We start from the raw sequence: 16976 nt of genomic DNA, 5'->3' as shown, positions 1-16976 counted from the left end.
TCTCGACGGCCTTATCGTATCTTTCCGAAGCAATTTCTGAGTTCATTGACGAAGAGCCCCGGCTGCTCGAAGGCCGCGAAATGACCGCCCTTGTCGAGCTCGTTCCAGTGTATCAGCTCTGGCGAGCACCGTTCAGCCCAGCGTCTCGGTGCCTGATAGATTTCTCTCGGAAACACGCTGTAGCCACATGGCACGGGAACGGGTTCCGTAACCACGAAGGCGTTCTCGAAACTCTCCCAATAGAGCTGCGCCGACGAGGCGCCGCAGTTGGGAAGCCAATACATCATGATGCTGTCGAGCAACTCATCATAGCTCAGGATGTTGAGCGGATTGCCATCGCAATCGGCCCATGCCCTGAACTTTTCGAATATCCAGGCTGCCTGTCCGATAGGCGAGTCTGCTAGAGCGTAGCCCAGCGTTTGCGGGCGGGACATCTGCTGGGTTGAATAGCCTGCTTCCCAGCGCTGGTAATGCCCCATGGCTGCCAGCATCGCGGTCTCTTCAGCATTGAGATTTTCGTAAGGCGGCGGCGGCATCACCACCGGCAGGTTGGTATGGATCGCCTTCAGCCCCTCCGGTTTCAGCCTTGCCAACGTATGCGTAACCGCCGAGCCCCAATCGCCGCCCTGTGCGACATATTCCCGGTAGCCCAGGCGCTTCATGAGCGTGTCCCAGCTCGCGGCTATCCTGGCGAGGCTCCAACCGCTTTCGGACGGCTTGCCAGAGAAACCATAACCGGGCAGGGCGGGAACAACCAGATGGAAGGCGTCGCGGGCGTCGCCACCGAAATCCTGCGGTTCGCTCAGCGGGCCAATGACTTTCAAGAACTCGATGATCGATCCCGGCCAGCCATGGGTGAGGATCAAGGGAAGTGCATTTTCATTCGAAGAGCGGATATGGAGAAAATGGAACTCAAGTCCGTCCAAGGTCGTCTTGAATTGCGGGTACCGGTTCAGCGTAGCCTCGCAGCGGCGCCAGTCGTAGGAATGGCGCCAGTAATCGGCAAGCTTGCGCATTTCGGCCAATGGCACGCCCTGCGACCAGTCGGAAACCGTCTCTCGCTCTGGCCAGCGGATACGATCGAGACGGGCATGAAGGTCGCTAATCTCCTCGTCAGCGACATTGATCCTGAAAGGCGTGATCGATGGCTGCAGTTTGTTTGGCATGGAGTGCTCCTTGCAACCAGAGAAATGGGCGCCCTCACCGAGCTTGGAAGGGCGCCCAATTTGAATTCTTGCGATTCAGAATTGAGGGGCCGCCGCTCCGATCTGCGCGGAACGGTTCTGCGCACTGCCATTAATGATTGCCTCTCTCTCCGCGAAAGCAAGCGGCTTACGTCCGAGGATCAGGTAAAGGATGCCGACGACCTGGACCAGGGCGAGGATGCAGGTGAGGATACCCGCTGCCTGAGTCACGAACGGCGAGAAATTGCCCTGGATCGCATAGATCGTCGGCAGCCCGGAAAAGGCAAAGCCGCCGATGTAGCAAAGCGGCATCAAGGCCAAGAGGAGCACGCTTTTCCAGCCATTGAACCATTCACGAAAACGATAGGCGATCGCAACGCTGAGGTACAATGCCGCGACATTGGCAAAAAGCCACCACCACGGAAAGTACCCAAGCAAAACAAGAGGTTGATGGCCAAAATAGGTGTAGATACCGCCATAGCGAAGTAATGTCTCTTCGAACATGATATCGGCGAGGCCGGAAAGTGCGAAAGCGGTCCAGAGTGCACCGGTCTTCACATTTCTCATGAGCGCGGCGTAAAAGATATACCCAAGCAGTGCGCCGAAGGGCCACCACATCGCGATGGTGTAGTAGTCAAACTCGCGCCCCATAAGAAAATAGAAGAGCTTGTTTGGATCATGCGACTGGGACCAGAAGCAGCCGGCCAGGTAATTGTCTACGCTTTCCGGAAAGACGCAGGCGGCACCCGCCATTACGATTGCAAATGGAACGGTTGACCTGAAGCGAAGTCCTTCGATGATCGACACGACAACCATGATGAGCGCGATGGCCACCATCCCGATGGTCGCATAGAAAACATGTTCGGCATTCTGCGGGAAAGCATCGTTGGGCGGCGCGAGTGTGCGGAAATTCGGATCAAGCACAACGTGCGCATGCGCGTTCTGGGCAAGGGCGATATCCGGCATCAGCACACAGAGTGCGAAACCCGCCGACAGTGCGAGACCGGTCAAGGCTCTCGCTTTCGAAGTTCCTGCTTGTATCGATGGAAACATGGCACACCTCCTTGTGGCCGGCTTGAAGAACTAACTTTTTAGTTATATCCACTCTCTCCGATGGTCAAAGGGATTTTGAAGGCATGAAGAAGGTTGAGTTCACAAAGGGGGAGCAGACGCGCGAACGCATCCTCCTGGCCGCGACGGAAGAGTTTGCGACCCACGGCATCGCGGGCGGTCGAATTGACCGCATTGCCACCGCCGCGCCAGCGAACAAGGCACTGATCTACAGCTACTTTGGAAACAAGGAACAGCTCTTCAGGGCTGTGCTGGAACGGCATCTGGCTAATATTTACAGCACCATCCAGTTCTCCGCAGATGATCTTCCGGGTTATGCGGCCGCACTGTTCGACTTCGCGATGGATCATCCCCATGTGATGCGCCTGGTCATGTGGAACGGTCTTGCGCAGCAGGGGGACTGGCCGCTGGATGAAGGCTCGAGTCTCGCCGCTCAGGTCGCAAAAATTCGGCGCGCTCAGGCCGAGGGACGAGTTGCCAACCGATATCCCGCGGATTTCCTTCTGACGCTCATCGTTACGATCGCCTCAGCTTGGACCGCCGCCAATCCCTTCGGTACGTCCATCACTCCTGACGCGATGACGCAACGCACATTATTGCGAACAGCGATATCGACGGCGGTGAGCCAACTGTCCGAGGCGAATTAGGTGTATCTTCTCGCGATTCTTGAGCGCGGTGCGATCGCACACCAGGCCGTCACGGGCGTGGTGCGCATTATACAATTGCGCGCATTGCGCGCGCTGATTTATTGCAGAGGCATGAAAATGCGCGAACTAGAAGCACGGACCGGAGTCCATCGCGAGACAATACGTGTCTATCTGCGACACAGGCTGATCCCGGAACCCGCACGCCCTTACCGAAATGCCGCTGACTATGATGAAAAGCATGTCAGTGCGATTATCGCCATCCGACAACTCCAGCAGGACAGCCGCCTCACACTGGCCCAGATCAGCGCTCTGATGGATGGTGATGCCGCCAAGGGACAGGTCGGTGCCTACGCATTCGACAAACTAGAACAGTTGGTTGCACATCGATCTGAGACCGACTGCCAACCCGTCGCGATAGGATCACTGCTTGAGCATTACCCGCATGCCGATGAAGACGCGCGAACTCTCGCAAACATCGGTATCCTCGAAATTATCGAAACCCAGCAGGGCGAAATGCTTTCACTCTCGAATGCCCAGATCGTGAGGATCTGGGGTGAGATGCGTAAGGCCGGGTTCGACGGCCATCTCGATTATACGCCGGAGATTCTGGGGTTCTACGTCGAAGCGGCCAACTTCGTTGGGCGCTGGGAAGCGACGACATTCCTTCAGCGAATAGAAGGACGCGTAAGCGTCGATGAAGCTGCCAGGCTGGTCGAGCGCGCTCTTCCGCTTATGCTTGAATTCTTCGGTCTGCTTCGGCAGCAAGCCTTTTTCAGCTATTTTAATCGGCTCCGCGGCAAGCAAGATGAATGCCTGCCCCCACATCATCCCGAACTCTCGGGAAGTTGATTGCGCTCCTTCCCAAAAAGCCTTAGTTTCCAACCCCACTATCTGATTTTTCGCATACGACCTTTTGATCGGAAAGCTGCAGAATTTCGATCAAGATCAGTATCTGTACTCGCATAGCCGCGCGCCTCATCGCGGCTGTAGCATTAGCCATGCAAAATCGACCATTTCATTGCCATGGCTATGTCAGCCATTAGTCCAAATATCTTATGGCATTTCGCAATACGAATATGACTTGCCCCACCAAATTACCTACCTTTTCAGCACATAAAAGTTTGGTGCATCAGAATAGCGCCAGCGATGGTGGGAGACGAGGAAGCGATCAACTGACGGCAAGCCAATGGTCTATTTCGGGATGCCTTTCCTTATGAAGTATCCCGATCCCCCCCGTCGTCGATAGCGCCCTTGCGGAATTGACAGTCCGGTCCGGATCGCGGTCTGGCAAGTTCTCATGGCATCTGCTGCGCAAGGCGAGAGTGAAAGAGACATTTATGGGCAGCATGGTTGGCAATCGGTGTCCCGAGTCCGACATCGATCCATTTTCGATCGAGTACCTTGCCTCCCCGCACGCCCCGCAAGCTCGGCTGCGTGAACTCGGGCCAGTGACCTACCTGCCACGCTACGGCTTCTACGTACTCGCCCGCCACACCTCGGTCTTTGCAGCGCTACGCGATCCGGAGAATTTCTGTTCGGGCAGAGGAGTCGGCATTACGGATTTCGGGAAGGAAGCGCCGTGGCGCCCCAAGAGCATCATTAACGAAGCCGACGACCCCGATCATGCACGCCCCCGCACCGTCATGACCAGAGTCCTGAGTAAAGGTGTGCTCGAACAACTGCGCGAAGATTTCAAGATCGCCGCCCGCGATATAGTCGACAGTGCCTTGAGCATGGTCACGCTCGATGGCATCGAGGATTTCGCTCAGGCCTATCCGCTTCGCATCATCCCCGATGCCGTTGGCATGATGCCCGAGGGACGCGAAAACCTCCTGCCCTATGGCACGATGGTTTTCAACGCCATGGGGCCGCATAACGAACTTTTCGACACCTCGATGCAGAACAGCGCTCCGGTTATCGAATGGGTGACCCGACAATGTCGTCGCGAGTCAATTGCCGCGACAGGGATCGGGGCACGGATCTACGATGAGGTCGACAACGGCAATCTGACCGAAGACGAAGCCGGCATGCTGGTGCGATCAGTCCTGAGCGCAGGTCTCGACACGACGATCTTTGGCCTCGGCCATATGCTCCATGCGTTTGGCCAAGCTCCTGATCAATGGCAGGTGTTGCGCGCCGATCCGTCCTTGATCCGAGCCGCCTGGTCAGAGGTCATCCGCCTAGGCTCGACCGTGCAGTCACTTTTCCGGACTACCACCCGCCCCGTCGAAATCGACGGGGTCAATATCCCGGCCAATTCGAAAGTGATGCTGCTGCTGGCGGCCGCAAATCGTGATCCGGAGAAATTCACTGCCCCCGATCGCTTCGACATCCGGCGCAAGACGATGGGCCATGTCGGCTTCGGCTTCGGGATCCATATGTGCGTTGGACAGATGCTCTCAACGCTGGAGGCGGAAGTCCTTCTTGAGGAAATGCTCCGGAGAATTGAGAAGATCGAACTAGCGGGCGAGCCGGTCTGGCGCCTCAACAACATGCTGCGCGGCCTGCAGTCTCTGCCCATCCGCTTCACGATTGCATGACCCTCCAGCCGTCCAACACAGTTCCCGGAAACAACGGGACCAAGGGGATACCAAGGTCAACAATGAGCACCATTCGCCCCTACATCCTTCAGATTCCGGAAGACGATCTGATCGACCTCAAGCGGCGACTTGCCCGCACCCGGCTGGCCGACCGTCTTCCCGGCAATGCTTGGGATCTCGGGACGGATCCGCAGTGGCTTTCGCGACTGATCGCCTATTGGCACGACCGCTTCGACTGGCGCGCGCAGGAAAGGCGCATCAACGCCTGGCCCCAGTTCAAAGTGGTGATCGACGGTCGCGAACTCCATTATTTTCATGTTGAGGGCAAGGGTCCCAACCCGAAACCTCTTCTGCTGGTTCATGGCTGGCCAGGCTCGCCACTCGAATTTCTCGATATGATCGATCTTCTGACCGATCCAGTAAAACACGGTCGCGATCCTAGTGAGGCCTTCACCGTCGTGATCCCTTCACTACCCGGCTATCACCTTTCTTACAGTCACGGACGAGGTGGCCTCTCGATAGAGGCCATGGCCGATCTGCTGAAGGAACTGATGACTTCAGTGCTAGGCTATGAACGCTTTGCTGCGCAAGGCGGCGACTGGGGGGCGTTTATCACAACCCGCCTTGCCCACACATGGCCCCAAAACCTGATCGGGATCCATCTCAACCTGCTCCCGCTTCCCCGCAATCCCTCAGTCGGGGCCCGCGACGAACAAGAGCGAAACTACCTGGTGGCAGTGGAGAGCTGGTTAAAGTGCGATACTGGCTACATCGCCATCCAGGCGACGAGGCCCCAGACTCTGGCTCTGGCTCTCAACGATTCTCCAGCCGGTCTGGCTGCCTGGATCAGCGAGAAATTCAGGACTTGGTCCGATCCTGGCTCCCCCCTTGAAGAGCTGTTCGACATAGACACTCTGCTCGCCAACATCTGCCTCTACTGGTTCACGGGTTCGATCGGATCATCCTTCTGGCCCTATCACGCAAGGTATTTTGGGGAGCCGATCATTCCTGCCGATGCCGCCATTACAGTGCCCACTGCCTATGCAGAATTCCCCTTCGAATTCTTGCGACCTCCGCAGAGCATGGCGGGAGACATGTTCGCCAACATCAAACAATGGAGCACGATGCCCAAAGGTGGGCATTTCGCGGCAATGGAATGTCCCGGAGATCTGGCGGCAGACCTGATCACCTTTTTCGCAACCTGCTGATCGCGGTGATGGCTATTCGTCTGCTCACTCTGTCACATCCCCCGCAGCACCGCCTCTCTTGGAACAGCGCAGCGAGGGCTTGGGGATCACGGCATGGTGAGCACCACCTTGACGCATTTTCCGGCGTGCTGGTCCTCGATGGCCTGGTTGATCTGTTTGAGCGGATAGGTAGTGACCAGTCTATCGAAAGGAAAGCGGCCCTCCCGGTAAAGATCGACCAGCAAGGGCTGGATAGCCTGCGGATCGGCATCGCCTTCGGCCACGCCGCACACGAGGATGCCTTTCGAAAGCCTCTGTATGATGTTGAGCGAGCTTATCGCATCGATCGAACGCGGGACGCCCACCATGGCCCAGAACTGCCGGCAGCGGCGTGGGCAACACCTGAGCGCACACAACGAGATCGGTATGACACAGCCCCGTGCCCACAACCCTGACCAGCACCTCATCTGGACGGATACCTTCTATTCCAACCTTTCGATAGCGAAGGGGCGACCGCTTTTCCTCACGGCCGCCGCGGTAATCTCCATATGCGGCCTTCTATTCATTTTCATGCGCGCCATTCAAATCTCGGCACAAAACTCGCAGGGTAAAAACCATATCAAATTGAAAAACAGAGAAATTTTTTCAAATTTTGATATTTGGTCTGACCTTTTAATATAATTGACGCCCCCATCACCCAGCATTACGTTACTTCTATACGCAAAAAGCAGAAGTGATGCACAAAGCGATGCATCGAGAGGACCAACATGAGCACCATACTCGAATCCGACACACGCCCCCTGATCCCTCAGGACATCGCCAAGATCGTTATCACGCCCAAATCCTACGCCGATGATGATATTATCTACCCCGCATTCAAATGGCTGCGCGAAAACATGCCGCTGGGCGTCGCGGAAGTCGAAGGCTACGACCCGATTTGGGTCGTCACCAAGCATGCCGACATCAAGGCGATCGAACTGAACGCCAAGCTGTTCCATAACGCCGATCACAACCCGATTCTCAACGACCGGGCTTCGGATGAATTCATGAAGCAGATCAACGGCGGCACGACCCGTCTGCTCTCTTCGCTGACCTATATGGATCCGCCCGAACATGCCGCCTATCGCAACCTAACCCAGAGCTGGTTCATGCCCAACCGCGTGTCCAAGCTGGAAGAAAAGATTCGTACACTGGCACGCAACAGCGTTGACACGCTGCTCAGCTTTGATGGCGAATGCGATTTCGTGCGGGACTTCGCTCTGCATTATCCTCTGCGGGTCATCATGACCCTCTTCGGCGTTCCGCCGGAAGATGAGCCCCGCATGCTCAAACTGACCCAAGAATTCTTTGGCGTCCACGATCCGGAAGAACAGCGCCCAGAGATGGTCGCCGATCCCGTGGCGGCCGGCAAGCAGTGGGCTGCCACACTTGAGGAATTCTTCGAATATTTCGATGGTCTGAGCGCTCAGCGCCGCGCCAATCCCAGCGACGACATGCTCTCGCTTATCGCCAATTCGCAGGTCAACGGAGCTCCCATTCCCCGTGATGAGGCGAATGGGTATTACGTTGCCATCGCGACCGCAGGTCATGACACGACCTCCTCATCAACTGCCGGCGGCCTGCACGGCATGCTGCTCTATCCTGACAATTTCGCGAAACTGAAGGCAGATCCCTCGCTGGTGAAGGGACTGGTGGACGAAGCGATCCGCTGGACCAGCCCAGTCAAGCACTTCATGCGGAACGCCACGGAAGACACTGTGGTCCGTGGGCAGACAATCCGCGCGATGGACCGACTGATGATCTCCTATCCTTCCGGAAATCGTGATGAGGAGGTTTTCTCCGATCCGACGCGCTTCGACATCACACGTTCGCCCAATCCACATATCGCCTTCGGCTTCGGGCCGCATATGTGCCTTGGCCAGCATCTGGCAAAGCTGGAGATGCGTGTGCTCTTCGAGGAATTGCTGCCGCATATCGAGAGCATCGAGCTTGCGGGCGATCCACGCCTTGTCGAAACCAACTTCGTAGGCGGCTACAAGAGCCTGCCCGTCCGTTTCAAGAAGCGTTGATCGACCAGCCGGGCGCGCTGGAATGCGCCCGGCCCCATGCTGATCCCATAATCAGGACCCCGCAAAGGGGCCGCAACGGGACTGGAACCCACCATGAACGATACCACCACTCTGACCGCACCCGAAAAGCTCGACGTGCGAATGCCCGACACCGGCATACTGATCGGCGCACATCGCGTCGCAGCAGGCGATGGTCGCACCATCGAGGTTGAGGACCCTGCTACCGGCAAGATTATCGCACATGTTCCGGCAGGCGGCGCCCATGAAGTGGACGCGGCTGTGACAGCGGCGCGCAAGGCTTTCGAAAGCAGGGCATGGTCGCGCATGCGCCCGCTCGATCGCGCCCGGATCATCGAGACCATCGCCCGCAAGATCGAGGAAAATGCCGCCGAACTGGCGCTCCTTGAAAGCTATGATAACGGCAAGGCCGTTCATCATGCGCTCGCCGTGGATGTCCCTGCCGCGGTTGACATCTTCCGCTACATGGCCGGATGGGCTTCGAAGATCGCCGGTCAGGTCAATCCGATCTCGGGCGATGGCCGTCAGTATCACTCCTATTCGGTGCGCGAGCCCATTGGCGTCGTCGGCCAGATCGTCCCCTGGAATTACCCGCTCGCCATGGCGGCCTGGAAGATCGCAACCGCACTGGCGGCAGGATGCACGATTGTTCTCAAGCCCTCTGAGGTCACCCCGCTCACGGCACTGCGTCTGGCGGAACTGGCGCTTGAAGCCGGTCTGCCTGAAGGCGTTCTCAACATCGTCACCGGCTATGGCCACGAGGCCGGCCAGGCGCTGGTCGAACACCCCGGCATCGACAAGATCGCCTTCACCGGTTCAACCCGCGTGGGCAAGCAGATCGTTCAGACCGCTGCGCGCGATCTGAAGCGCGTGACCCTTGAACTGGGCGGCAAGTCGCCGTCGCTGATCTTTGCCGACGCCGACCTCGACAAGGCCGCGATCGGTGCCGCGCTGGCGATCTTTTTCAACTCCGGGCAGGTCTGTCTGGCTGCTTCGCGCCTTTATGTGGAGCGATCAGTCTACGACCAGGTGCTGGAGGGCGTCGCCAAGGTTGCCCAGAGTTTCAAGCTGGGGCATGGCCGCGATCCCGATACGATGCTCGGGCCGTTGGTCTCCCGCGCGCAGCAACAGCGGGTGCTCGACTACATCGACCAGGGCCGCGCCGCCGGCGCTGAAATTGTCACCGGCGGAGGTACAGGCCCCACCGAAGGCTATTTCGTCGAACCGACCATCTTCGCCAATCCGGATCCGGATGCAGCCATTGTGCGCGAGGAGATTTTCGGTCCGGTGCTCGTCGCAACCCCCTTCGACGATCCCGAAGAGGTCATCAAGACCGCGAACAACACGCGCTACGGGCTGGCGGCCAATATCTGGACCCGCGACCTGTCTCGCGCCCATCTCACCGCGCGCAAGCTTCAGGCCGGGACGGTCTGGATCAACACGCACGGCATGAACGACCCATCCGCGCCGTTCGGCGGGGTGAAGGAATCCGGTTGGGGACGCGAGGTCGGTGAGGAAGGCGTCCTCCTCTACACTGAAACCAAGACCGTCACAGCCTTGCTGGACGACTGATGCTGATAACAGTGCGGCGGCAACGATCGCCGCACTGACTTAATATTAATGAACCAATTGGGAGAGATTTATGAAGAAGCTGAAGGGACAGCTGTGTTCGGCGAGTTTGGCCTATATTATGGCCGCATCACCGGCTCTGGCTCAGGATGCGCAACCTGCTCAGGCGCAGACCACCCCCGACAACAGCCGAGAAATTGTCGTGACCGCCAACAAGCGGCAGGAGAATATCAACAAGGTCGGCCTGACGATCACCGCCGTTTCAGGACTTCAACTTGCCGAGCGCAAGGTGACCTCGCTCGAGGACGTCGCTTCGCTCGTACCTGGCCTTGCCTATTCCCCCAGCACTGCCAACACGCCGATTTTCACCCTACGCGGTGTCGGTTTCAACGAGAGTTCGCTGGGTGTCTATCCTGCGGTCAGCGTCTACATCGATCAGGCGCCGCTTTCCTTCCCCGTGCTCGCAAGCCATTCCGCCTATGATCTGGAGCGCGTGGAGGTGCTCAAGGGACCACAAGGCACGCTTTTCGGCCAGAATTCAACCGGCGGTGCGATCAACTATATTGCGGCCAAGCCCACCAGAACATTCGAGGCGGGTGGCGATCTGAGCTATGGCCGCTTCAACCAGGTCGAGGGCAATGCCTATATCAGCGGACCGATCACCGACACGCTGCGTGGCCGCGTTTCTGTGACTGGCCTCAATTCCGATCCATGGCAGTACAGCATCTCGCGGGGCGACAAGCTCGGCAAGCAGTCCTACATCGCAGGACGCATGCTGCTCGATTGGGACAACAACAGCGGCGTGCGCCTCTCGCTCAACGTCAATGGTTGGCGCGATACCTCCGATCCTCAGGCGCAGCAACTGATCGCCATACGTCCGACCTATTCGGCTTACGTTCCGGCCAATGTGCTGGCAGCACAATTTGCACCTGCCAATGCCCGCGCGGCTGACTGGAGCGCCAGCGTTCAGGATCCTGCCACAGGCGTGGTCAATCCGGCCACGGGCGCGGTAACACCTGGAACGGCGCAATCGGTGAATTTCACCCCCTTCTCCAACCGCCGCATGATTCAGGCGTCGTTGCGCGCCGACGTCGATATCACCGACAATCTGACCTTGACCTCGCAGACCTCCTACGCTGACTTCGATCAGAAGCAGCGGACCGATGGCGATGGCAGTCCCTTTGTCACCTACGACCTTTACCGCAATGATGGCTATATCAAGACGTTCAACCAGGAAGTGCGCCTGGCCAATGACCCGCATCGCAGTTTTCGATGGCTCATCGGCGGCAATGTCGAGAGCAGCCACACGTTCGAGAACCAGTTGCTACGTTATTTCAACAGCTCGAACTACAATCCCAACAACCTCTACATCAACGCCAGCGGCGTGACCAACAAGCAGGACATCCTGAATTACGCGTTCTTCGGCAGCACTGAATATGCCGTAGCGCCTAAGCTGACACTGAAGGCATCCGCACGCTTCACCCAGTCGCGCAACAACGGCGACATCGGAAGCTACACAATCGTCGGCGGCAATGTCGACAAGCTGTTCAATCTGCTCGGTACAGTGCTTGGTACTGTGCCATTCACCCCGATCACGATTGCCGGACCCTACACACTCAATGACAACAACGTGCCCGGCCAGGCGTTCGTTCGGACGCTGAGCGAGAACAATGTCTCGTGGCGTGCGGGGATCGATTATCAGGCGACGCGCGATACACTGGTCTACGCCAACGTCTCGCGCGGTTACAAGGCTGGCTCCTTCCCCAGCCTCGCCGCGTCGATCTATGAGGGCCTGCAACCAGTCACCCAGGAATCTGTCACTGCCTATGAAGGCGGCATCAAGACCCAACTTCTGGATCGCCGTGTCAGCCTGAACGGCGCTGTGTTCTACTACGACTATCGCAACAAGCAGATCCGCGGCAAATTCAACGATCCGCTGTTTGGCGCGCTCGACGAACTGGTCAATCTGCCCAAGTCACGGATTTTAGGCGCGGAAGCCGATATCACGGTCCGTCCGGTTGCCGGGCTGACAATCAATGGCGCCGTCACCTATCTCGATTCCGAGATCCAGATCGGTCCGGCAGCGCCCCGCAATTACAACGTTCTGGCCCAGGTAACCAACTTCTCGGGCGACCCCCTGCCCTTCACGCCTAAGTGGTCGGGAACAGTCAATGTTGAGTACCGCGCCAGGCTCGCCAATGGTGGGGCGCCCTTTATCGGCGTCAGTGCCAATGCCCGTAGTTCTTCAGACGCGGTCCCCGGTGCCAGCAAGATCGCCTATGTTCCAGATCCTGCCTCTGGTGCCGCGGTCGTTCGCCTTGCTCCTGGCGTTACCAATCCCTTCGTCATCAATGGCTATGCCACGGTCGACGGGCGGATCGGCTACGAGGCGCCGGACGGGGCTTGGCGGATCATGCTCTGGGGCAAAAATCTCTTCAACCGTTATTACTGGACCACGGTCATCGCCTCAACCGACACGGCTGCGCGGATGGCCGGGCGGCCCGTCACCTACGGCGTGACCGTTGGCTTCAAGGTCCGCTGACCGGAAACTATGGCTCCTCCCGGCCACCCCCGGCCGGGCAGGACATCCAAAACAGGAAGGGTATGGGCATGACGCAACTGACGAACGCCTACATGACAGAGAACTGCGAGCGCTACATCCCCAACCCGACTATTCCCAAGTGGAATCAGAGTTACTACTTCAATTTTTATGACCGCAAGGCACGGCTGGGCGGCTTCATTCGGGTTGGCATCATGGAAAACCTGGGCGAGACGAACGGTTTCGCCGTTTTCTTCATGAACGGCAAACCGCTGTTTACCCGGGTCAACATGCAGCTTCCCTACACCTCCGATCGGCTTGACCCCGGTCTTGAGGTGGCAGGCGTGAAGCTCACGGCCACGCGTCCGCTCCAGACCTGCAGCATCAGCATCGACACAGAGGATTTCGGCGCAGAGCTGGTCTGGGACCTGCGATTTCCGATGGGAGATAGCATCGCTCTCACCAAGGACGGGGATGATGCGATCGCCCGTGAACTGGCCTACGTGCATCTTGAGGGCGTCTGCAATGTCACAGGCACGATACGGCTGCGTGACGGCAAAACCATCCCAATCGAAGACGGGGGCTTCCGCGACATCAGCTGTGGCCCGCGCAACTGGGCCGGCGTGCGCCACTATCGCCTTGCGTGGCCGATCTTCGACAATGGCATGTCCTGTGTCGCCGTTCACGCGATCACCGAGCATGGCGACAGCTATCAGAAGATCCTTCACGATGGCGAGCGCTGGCACAGCATCGGGAGGCTCGAGGAAGAGATCGAGTTCGAACCCGACGACATGGGATTCAAGTTCGTCCAGTGGAAGGCCTGGGACGAGGAAGACCGCCTGTGGGAGTTTACCGGGACCCCTCTGTTCCGCTGGCAATTTCCTTTCGACACATTCGTCATGGTTGAGCAGATGATGGAATTCCGCCTGAGCGACGGGACCATCGGCTACGGCATGGGGGAAGGTGGATTCCGCTTCCCCTGGGAAGGCAATGGTAACTGATATGGCTAAAGTTCGGACTACCCCCGCCATCGACCGGGTCGACATTTGGGACAGGGACCAAATCGAGCCCCGCATCAAGGATCTTTTGGATCGCACGCTCCGCGATCGGGCCAGGGGCCCCTACGCCGCAAAGACCGATACCGAGGTGATCGCCATGCTGGAGCGTCATTTTGCTTCAGAAAGCACGGTGCCGATTGAGATTGTCGATGTCGCCCGTCTGTCCGGAGGTGCTTCCAAGGAGCAGTTCGCGTTCACGCTTCGCCGTGCAGGAGATATTGAGGGTGAACGCCTCGTTCTGCGGATGGATCCGCTCGAAGCGATTGCACAGACTTGCCGGGGGCGCGAAGCCCAGGTCCACCGGGCTTTCCAGAACATCCTACCGGTGGCCCCCGTGCGCAGCCTGGATGCTGACGGAGACCTTATTGGTCAACCGGCGATCATTCTGGGCTATGTTCATGGTGTTACCGAGCCCACCCAAGGCAAGGGGCACGGCATCTCGGGCATCGGCACGCATTTCGAGGAGTGGGCGAGCAAGCTGGCCCCGCAATTCCTCGACGCACTCGCCAAAGTGCATCGCTTCGACTGGCGCAGCGCGGACCTCTCCTATTTCGCGGCCCCGGAACCCGGAACCCGGCAAGCGGCAATCTGGCAAGTCAACTGGTGGTCGCGCGTGTGGTGGGATGGTGCTGTCCAACCCGTGGCGATCATGGCCTATGCCGAGCGCTGGTTGCGGGAAAATGCTCCCATCTGCGACAATCCGGTAATGTGCCACAGCGATCTGCGGCTCGGTAACTTCATGTTCGAGGAACCCAGCGGCCAATTCACAGCCGTCCTCGACTGGGAACTGGCCCATATCGGCGACTTTCACGAGGATCTGGCCTGGTCGATGCAGCGCCTGTTCGGCACCTGGGACGATGGTGGTGAATTTCTTGTCAGCGGTCTGATCCCTCGTGCGCAGTTTCTAAGCGTCTACGAGGAACTTTCAGGCAATCGCATCGATCCAGTGAAACTGCGCTATTATGAGGTTCTCAACGCCTACAAATGCGCGGTGATCGATCTGGGGCAAGCCATGCGCGCCGCGACTGAGGGCAACAGTCACCAGGATATTGTTCTCACCTGGCTCGGTTCGGCAGGCGGCGTTTTTCTCGAACAACTTGTCACAATGATGCGGGAGGCCTGAAACATGCTGCCCAATATCGATCTGCGTATCGGAAATCTGGTAAAAGCGCTCGAGCAAGTGATCCTGCCGGCCCTTCCCGCCAGCCAGCGCCTTGCCCGAGACCAAGTGCGACTGGTCATCGGTCATCTGCGCATGCTGGGCGGCCAATGGAAAACCGCGCTGCGCTATGAAGAAATCTCGTTCGAGGAGCTTGCTGCCCTTGCCCGTGATCTGGCGGAGCTGGTCGAAGAGCCGCAGCAGCGCCTGCTGACAAGCGCATTGAAGGAAACCGCAACCTGCGACCACAGCAGCATCGATGCCCTGGAAGACGCCAACAAAATACTCGGGCAAGCCGTCGATATGACCATACTGGGTGGAGAAGATCATCGCCCCCTTTCCCGCGCGGCAAGCGAGGCGGTGCTCGAATATGCACTGCGCCACGCCCGGCGTGAACGCATCTGGTTCCAAGCCAATCAACTGGACCCGGATCGCTCCGAGCTGCCTTCAATCGCCTCTATGCTGGCAAACGCCTGAAAGAGTGCGGCATGCGGCAGGGAGACACCTCTTGAAACACGACAATCCGGTGCTCCCGCAAGACGATCCTGCCGGAGCGCTTGCTGGCATGGTTACAGCAACCCGCTTTGAAGATATCCCTGCCGCAGTAGTAGATCTGGCGAAGAAGGCGATTCTCGATACGCTGGCAGTAACGCTTGCCGGATCAGGATGGGAGGTCAGCCCCGCGATCGCCGCTCAGGTCGTCGAGTGGGGTGGTACGCCTCGGGCGACGGTGCTCGTCCATGGACACAGGGTCCCAGCTCCCATGGCAGCCTTCGCCAATGGCGCGATGGCCCGCGCGATCGACATGGGTGACGTCCATGAAACCGGCGGTCATGTCACGGAATGGAACGTGCCCGCGATGCTCTCCGTGCTGGGGATCGCGGGCGCGCCGATCGACGGGAAAGCTTTCCTCGCCGCCTATATTGTGGGAGCCGAAGTTGGCGTGCGTGCCAGCGCGGCGCTCAGTCTCGTACGCTACCACACGACATGGGGCATGCCTGGCGAATGGAACGGTCGGCTTTGTGCAACCGCCTCGGTCGCGAGGCTGCTTGGGCTTGACCGCGACGGAACCTGGAATGCCATGGGCATAGCCTACACGGTCCATGGGATGTCTGAATACGACAAATATTCCGAGGGCACCCAGATGGCGCGGGTGCAGCATAGCTTTGCCGGAGATACCGCGGTCAAGTCCGTCCTGCTGACCCGATTGGGTGTTACAGCGCCGCGCGGCATCTTCCAGGGCGTTACAAGCGGCATTCTGCGCCATATCGCCTGGGATGATGTTCAGCCTGAGCTCTTGACTGAGGGGCTTGGTCGTCATTGGCAGCTTGCCGAGGGGCTTTCGATGAAGCGCTATTCGGCCTGCAAGTTCACACACAGCTTCATCGCAAGCACCCTCGCCATCATGGCCGACCAAGGGCTAGACCATCGCGGCATCGAGCGCATCGATTGCGTGGGAAGCGAGAGTTCGCGCATGACCTACGAACCGGCAGCCGCCAAATGGAACCCGCGAAGCGTCCCCGAGGCGATGTTCAGCGCGCCCTATACCATCGCCACCGCCGCGATGACTGGTGGCTTCTTTCTTGATGATCTGCGGATCGATGCCATCCTCGATGAAGACCGGCGAGATCTGATGCGCCGTGTTTCAATCACCTCGGATCCCGATCACCCTGACCCATTCGCGGGCTTTCGCGTTAAGATCACGCTCAGGGATGGTCGCAGCTTCAACCATGTCACCCCTTATGTGAAGGGTCATACGCGCAATCCGATGGGCTGGAAGGATCTCTCCGAGAAGCTACACCGTTGCGCCGCTTTCGCAGCAGCCCCCCTCCCTTACGAGAAACTCGACCGGCTGATCAGCCTGTGTTGCGAGATGGAGAAAGTCCCCGACATACACGAGGTTCTCGCGTGCGTGATACCTTGATTTTGCTCAGG

14 protein-coding genes are annotated in these 16976 nt (G+C 58.4%); 11 read left to right on the top strand and 3 right to left on the bottom strand.

Features of this window, described 5'->3' with window-relative positions; genetic code table 11:
- Positions 1–11 precede the first annotated feature (11 nt).
- Positions 12–1166, bottom strand: a complete 1155-nt coding sequence (locus R9J51_RS06305) for an epoxide hydrolase family protein (protein WP_179506143.1) — start codon at positions 1164–1166, stop codon at positions 12–14.
- A gap of 75 nt (positions 1167–1241) precedes the next feature.
- The gene (locus R9J51_RS06300; protein ID WP_179506142.1) at positions 1242–2195 is read right to left on the bottom strand and encodes a hypothetical protein; all 954 of its coding nucleotides are present in this window, start codon (positions 2193–2195) and stop codon (positions 1242–1244) included.
- Between the two features lie 125 nt (positions 2196–2320).
- Here R9J51_RS06300 and R9J51_RS06295 point away from each other — a divergent pair, with 125 nt between their 5' ends.
- From R9J51_RS06295 to R9J51_RS06280, 4 genes are all read left to right on the top strand, one after another.
- Positions 2321–2902, top strand: coding sequence for a TetR family transcriptional regulator (locus R9J51_RS06295; protein ID WP_179506141.1), 582 nt, complete (start codon positions 2321–2323; stop codon positions 2900–2902).
- Positions 2903–3751, top strand: a complete 849-nt coding sequence (locus tag R9J51_RS06290) for a MerR family transcriptional regulator (RefSeq protein WP_432787900.1) — start codon at positions 2903–2905, stop codon at positions 3749–3751.
- Between the two features lie 488 nt (positions 3752–4239).
- Positions 4240–5442, top strand: a complete 1203-nt coding sequence (locus tag R9J51_RS06285) for a cytochrome P450 (RefSeq protein ID WP_179506140.1) — start codon at positions 4240–4242, stop codon at positions 5440–5442.
- A 62-nt stretch (positions 5443–5504) separates the two neighbouring features.
- On the top strand, positions 5505–6650 hold the full coding sequence (locus tag R9J51_RS06280; RefSeq protein WP_179506139.1) for an epoxide hydrolase family protein: 1146 nt from the start codon (positions 5505–5507) through the stop codon (positions 6648–6650).
- Between the two features lie 86 nt (positions 6651–6736).
- Here R9J51_RS06280 and R9J51_RS06275 read toward each other — a convergent pair whose 3' ends face one another.
- Positions 6737–6997 carry a hypothetical protein gene (locus tag R9J51_RS06275; protein WP_432787899.1) on the bottom strand — a complete coding sequence of 87 codons (261 nt, stop codon included), beginning with the start codon at positions 6995–6997 and terminating at the stop codon, positions 6737–6739.
- A gap of 399 nt (positions 6998–7396) precedes the next feature.
- On the opposite strand from R9J51_RS06275, the gene R9J51_RS06270 reads away from it, so the two are divergent.
- The 7 genes from R9J51_RS06270 (at position 7397) to R9J51_RS06240 (ending at position 16965) form a co-directional block, all read left to right on the top strand.
- Positions 7397–8698: a cytochrome P450 gene (locus R9J51_RS06270; RefSeq protein WP_179506138.1), complete on the top strand. Its 1302-nt coding sequence runs from the start codon at positions 7397–7399 to the stop codon at positions 8696–8698.
- A 141-nt stretch (positions 8699–8839) separates the two neighbouring features.
- Positions 8840–10288 (top strand): aldehyde dehydrogenase family protein, encoded by a 1449-nt coding sequence (locus tag R9J51_RS06265; protein WP_218843767.1) that lies wholly within the window; start codon positions 8840–8842, stop codon positions 10286–10288.
- A gap of 70 nt (positions 10289–10358) precedes the next feature.
- The gene (locus tag R9J51_RS06260; RefSeq protein ID WP_179506136.1) at positions 10359–12827 is read left to right on the top strand and encodes a TonB-dependent receptor domain-containing protein; all 2469 of its coding nucleotides are present in this window, start codon (positions 10359–10361) and stop codon (positions 12825–12827) included.
- Positions 12828–12895: 68 nt separating this feature from the next.
- The gene (locus tag R9J51_RS06255; protein WP_179506135.1) at positions 12896–13825 is read left to right on the top strand and encodes a DUF7065 domain-containing protein; all 930 of its coding nucleotides are present in this window, start codon (positions 12896–12898) and stop codon (positions 13823–13825) included.
- A 1-nt stretch (position 13826) separates the two neighbouring features.
- Positions 13827–15005 (top strand): phosphotransferase family protein, encoded by a 1179-nt coding sequence (locus R9J51_RS06250; protein WP_432787898.1) that lies wholly within the window; start codon positions 13827–13829, stop codon positions 15003–15005.
- 3 nt (positions 15006–15008) lie between these two features.
- The gene (locus R9J51_RS06245) at positions 15009–15518 is read left to right on the top strand and encodes a hypothetical protein (protein ID WP_179506133.1); all 510 of its coding nucleotides are present in this window, start codon (positions 15009–15011) and stop codon (positions 15516–15518) included.
- 31 nt (positions 15519–15549) lie between these two features.
- Positions 15550–16965, top strand: a complete 1416-nt coding sequence (locus R9J51_RS06240; protein WP_179506132.1) for an MmgE/PrpD family protein — start codon at positions 15550–15552, stop codon at positions 16963–16965.
- Positions 16966–16976 lie beyond the last annotated feature (11 nt).

Origin of the sequence: Novosphingobium rhizosphaerae, from assembly GCF_050920675.1 — a bacterium.
GTDB lineage: Bacteria > Pseudomonadota > Alphaproteobacteria > Sphingomonadales > Sphingomonadaceae > Novosphingobium > Novosphingobium rhizosphaerae.
This window is presented reverse-complemented; position numbering and strand designations above follow the sequence as displayed.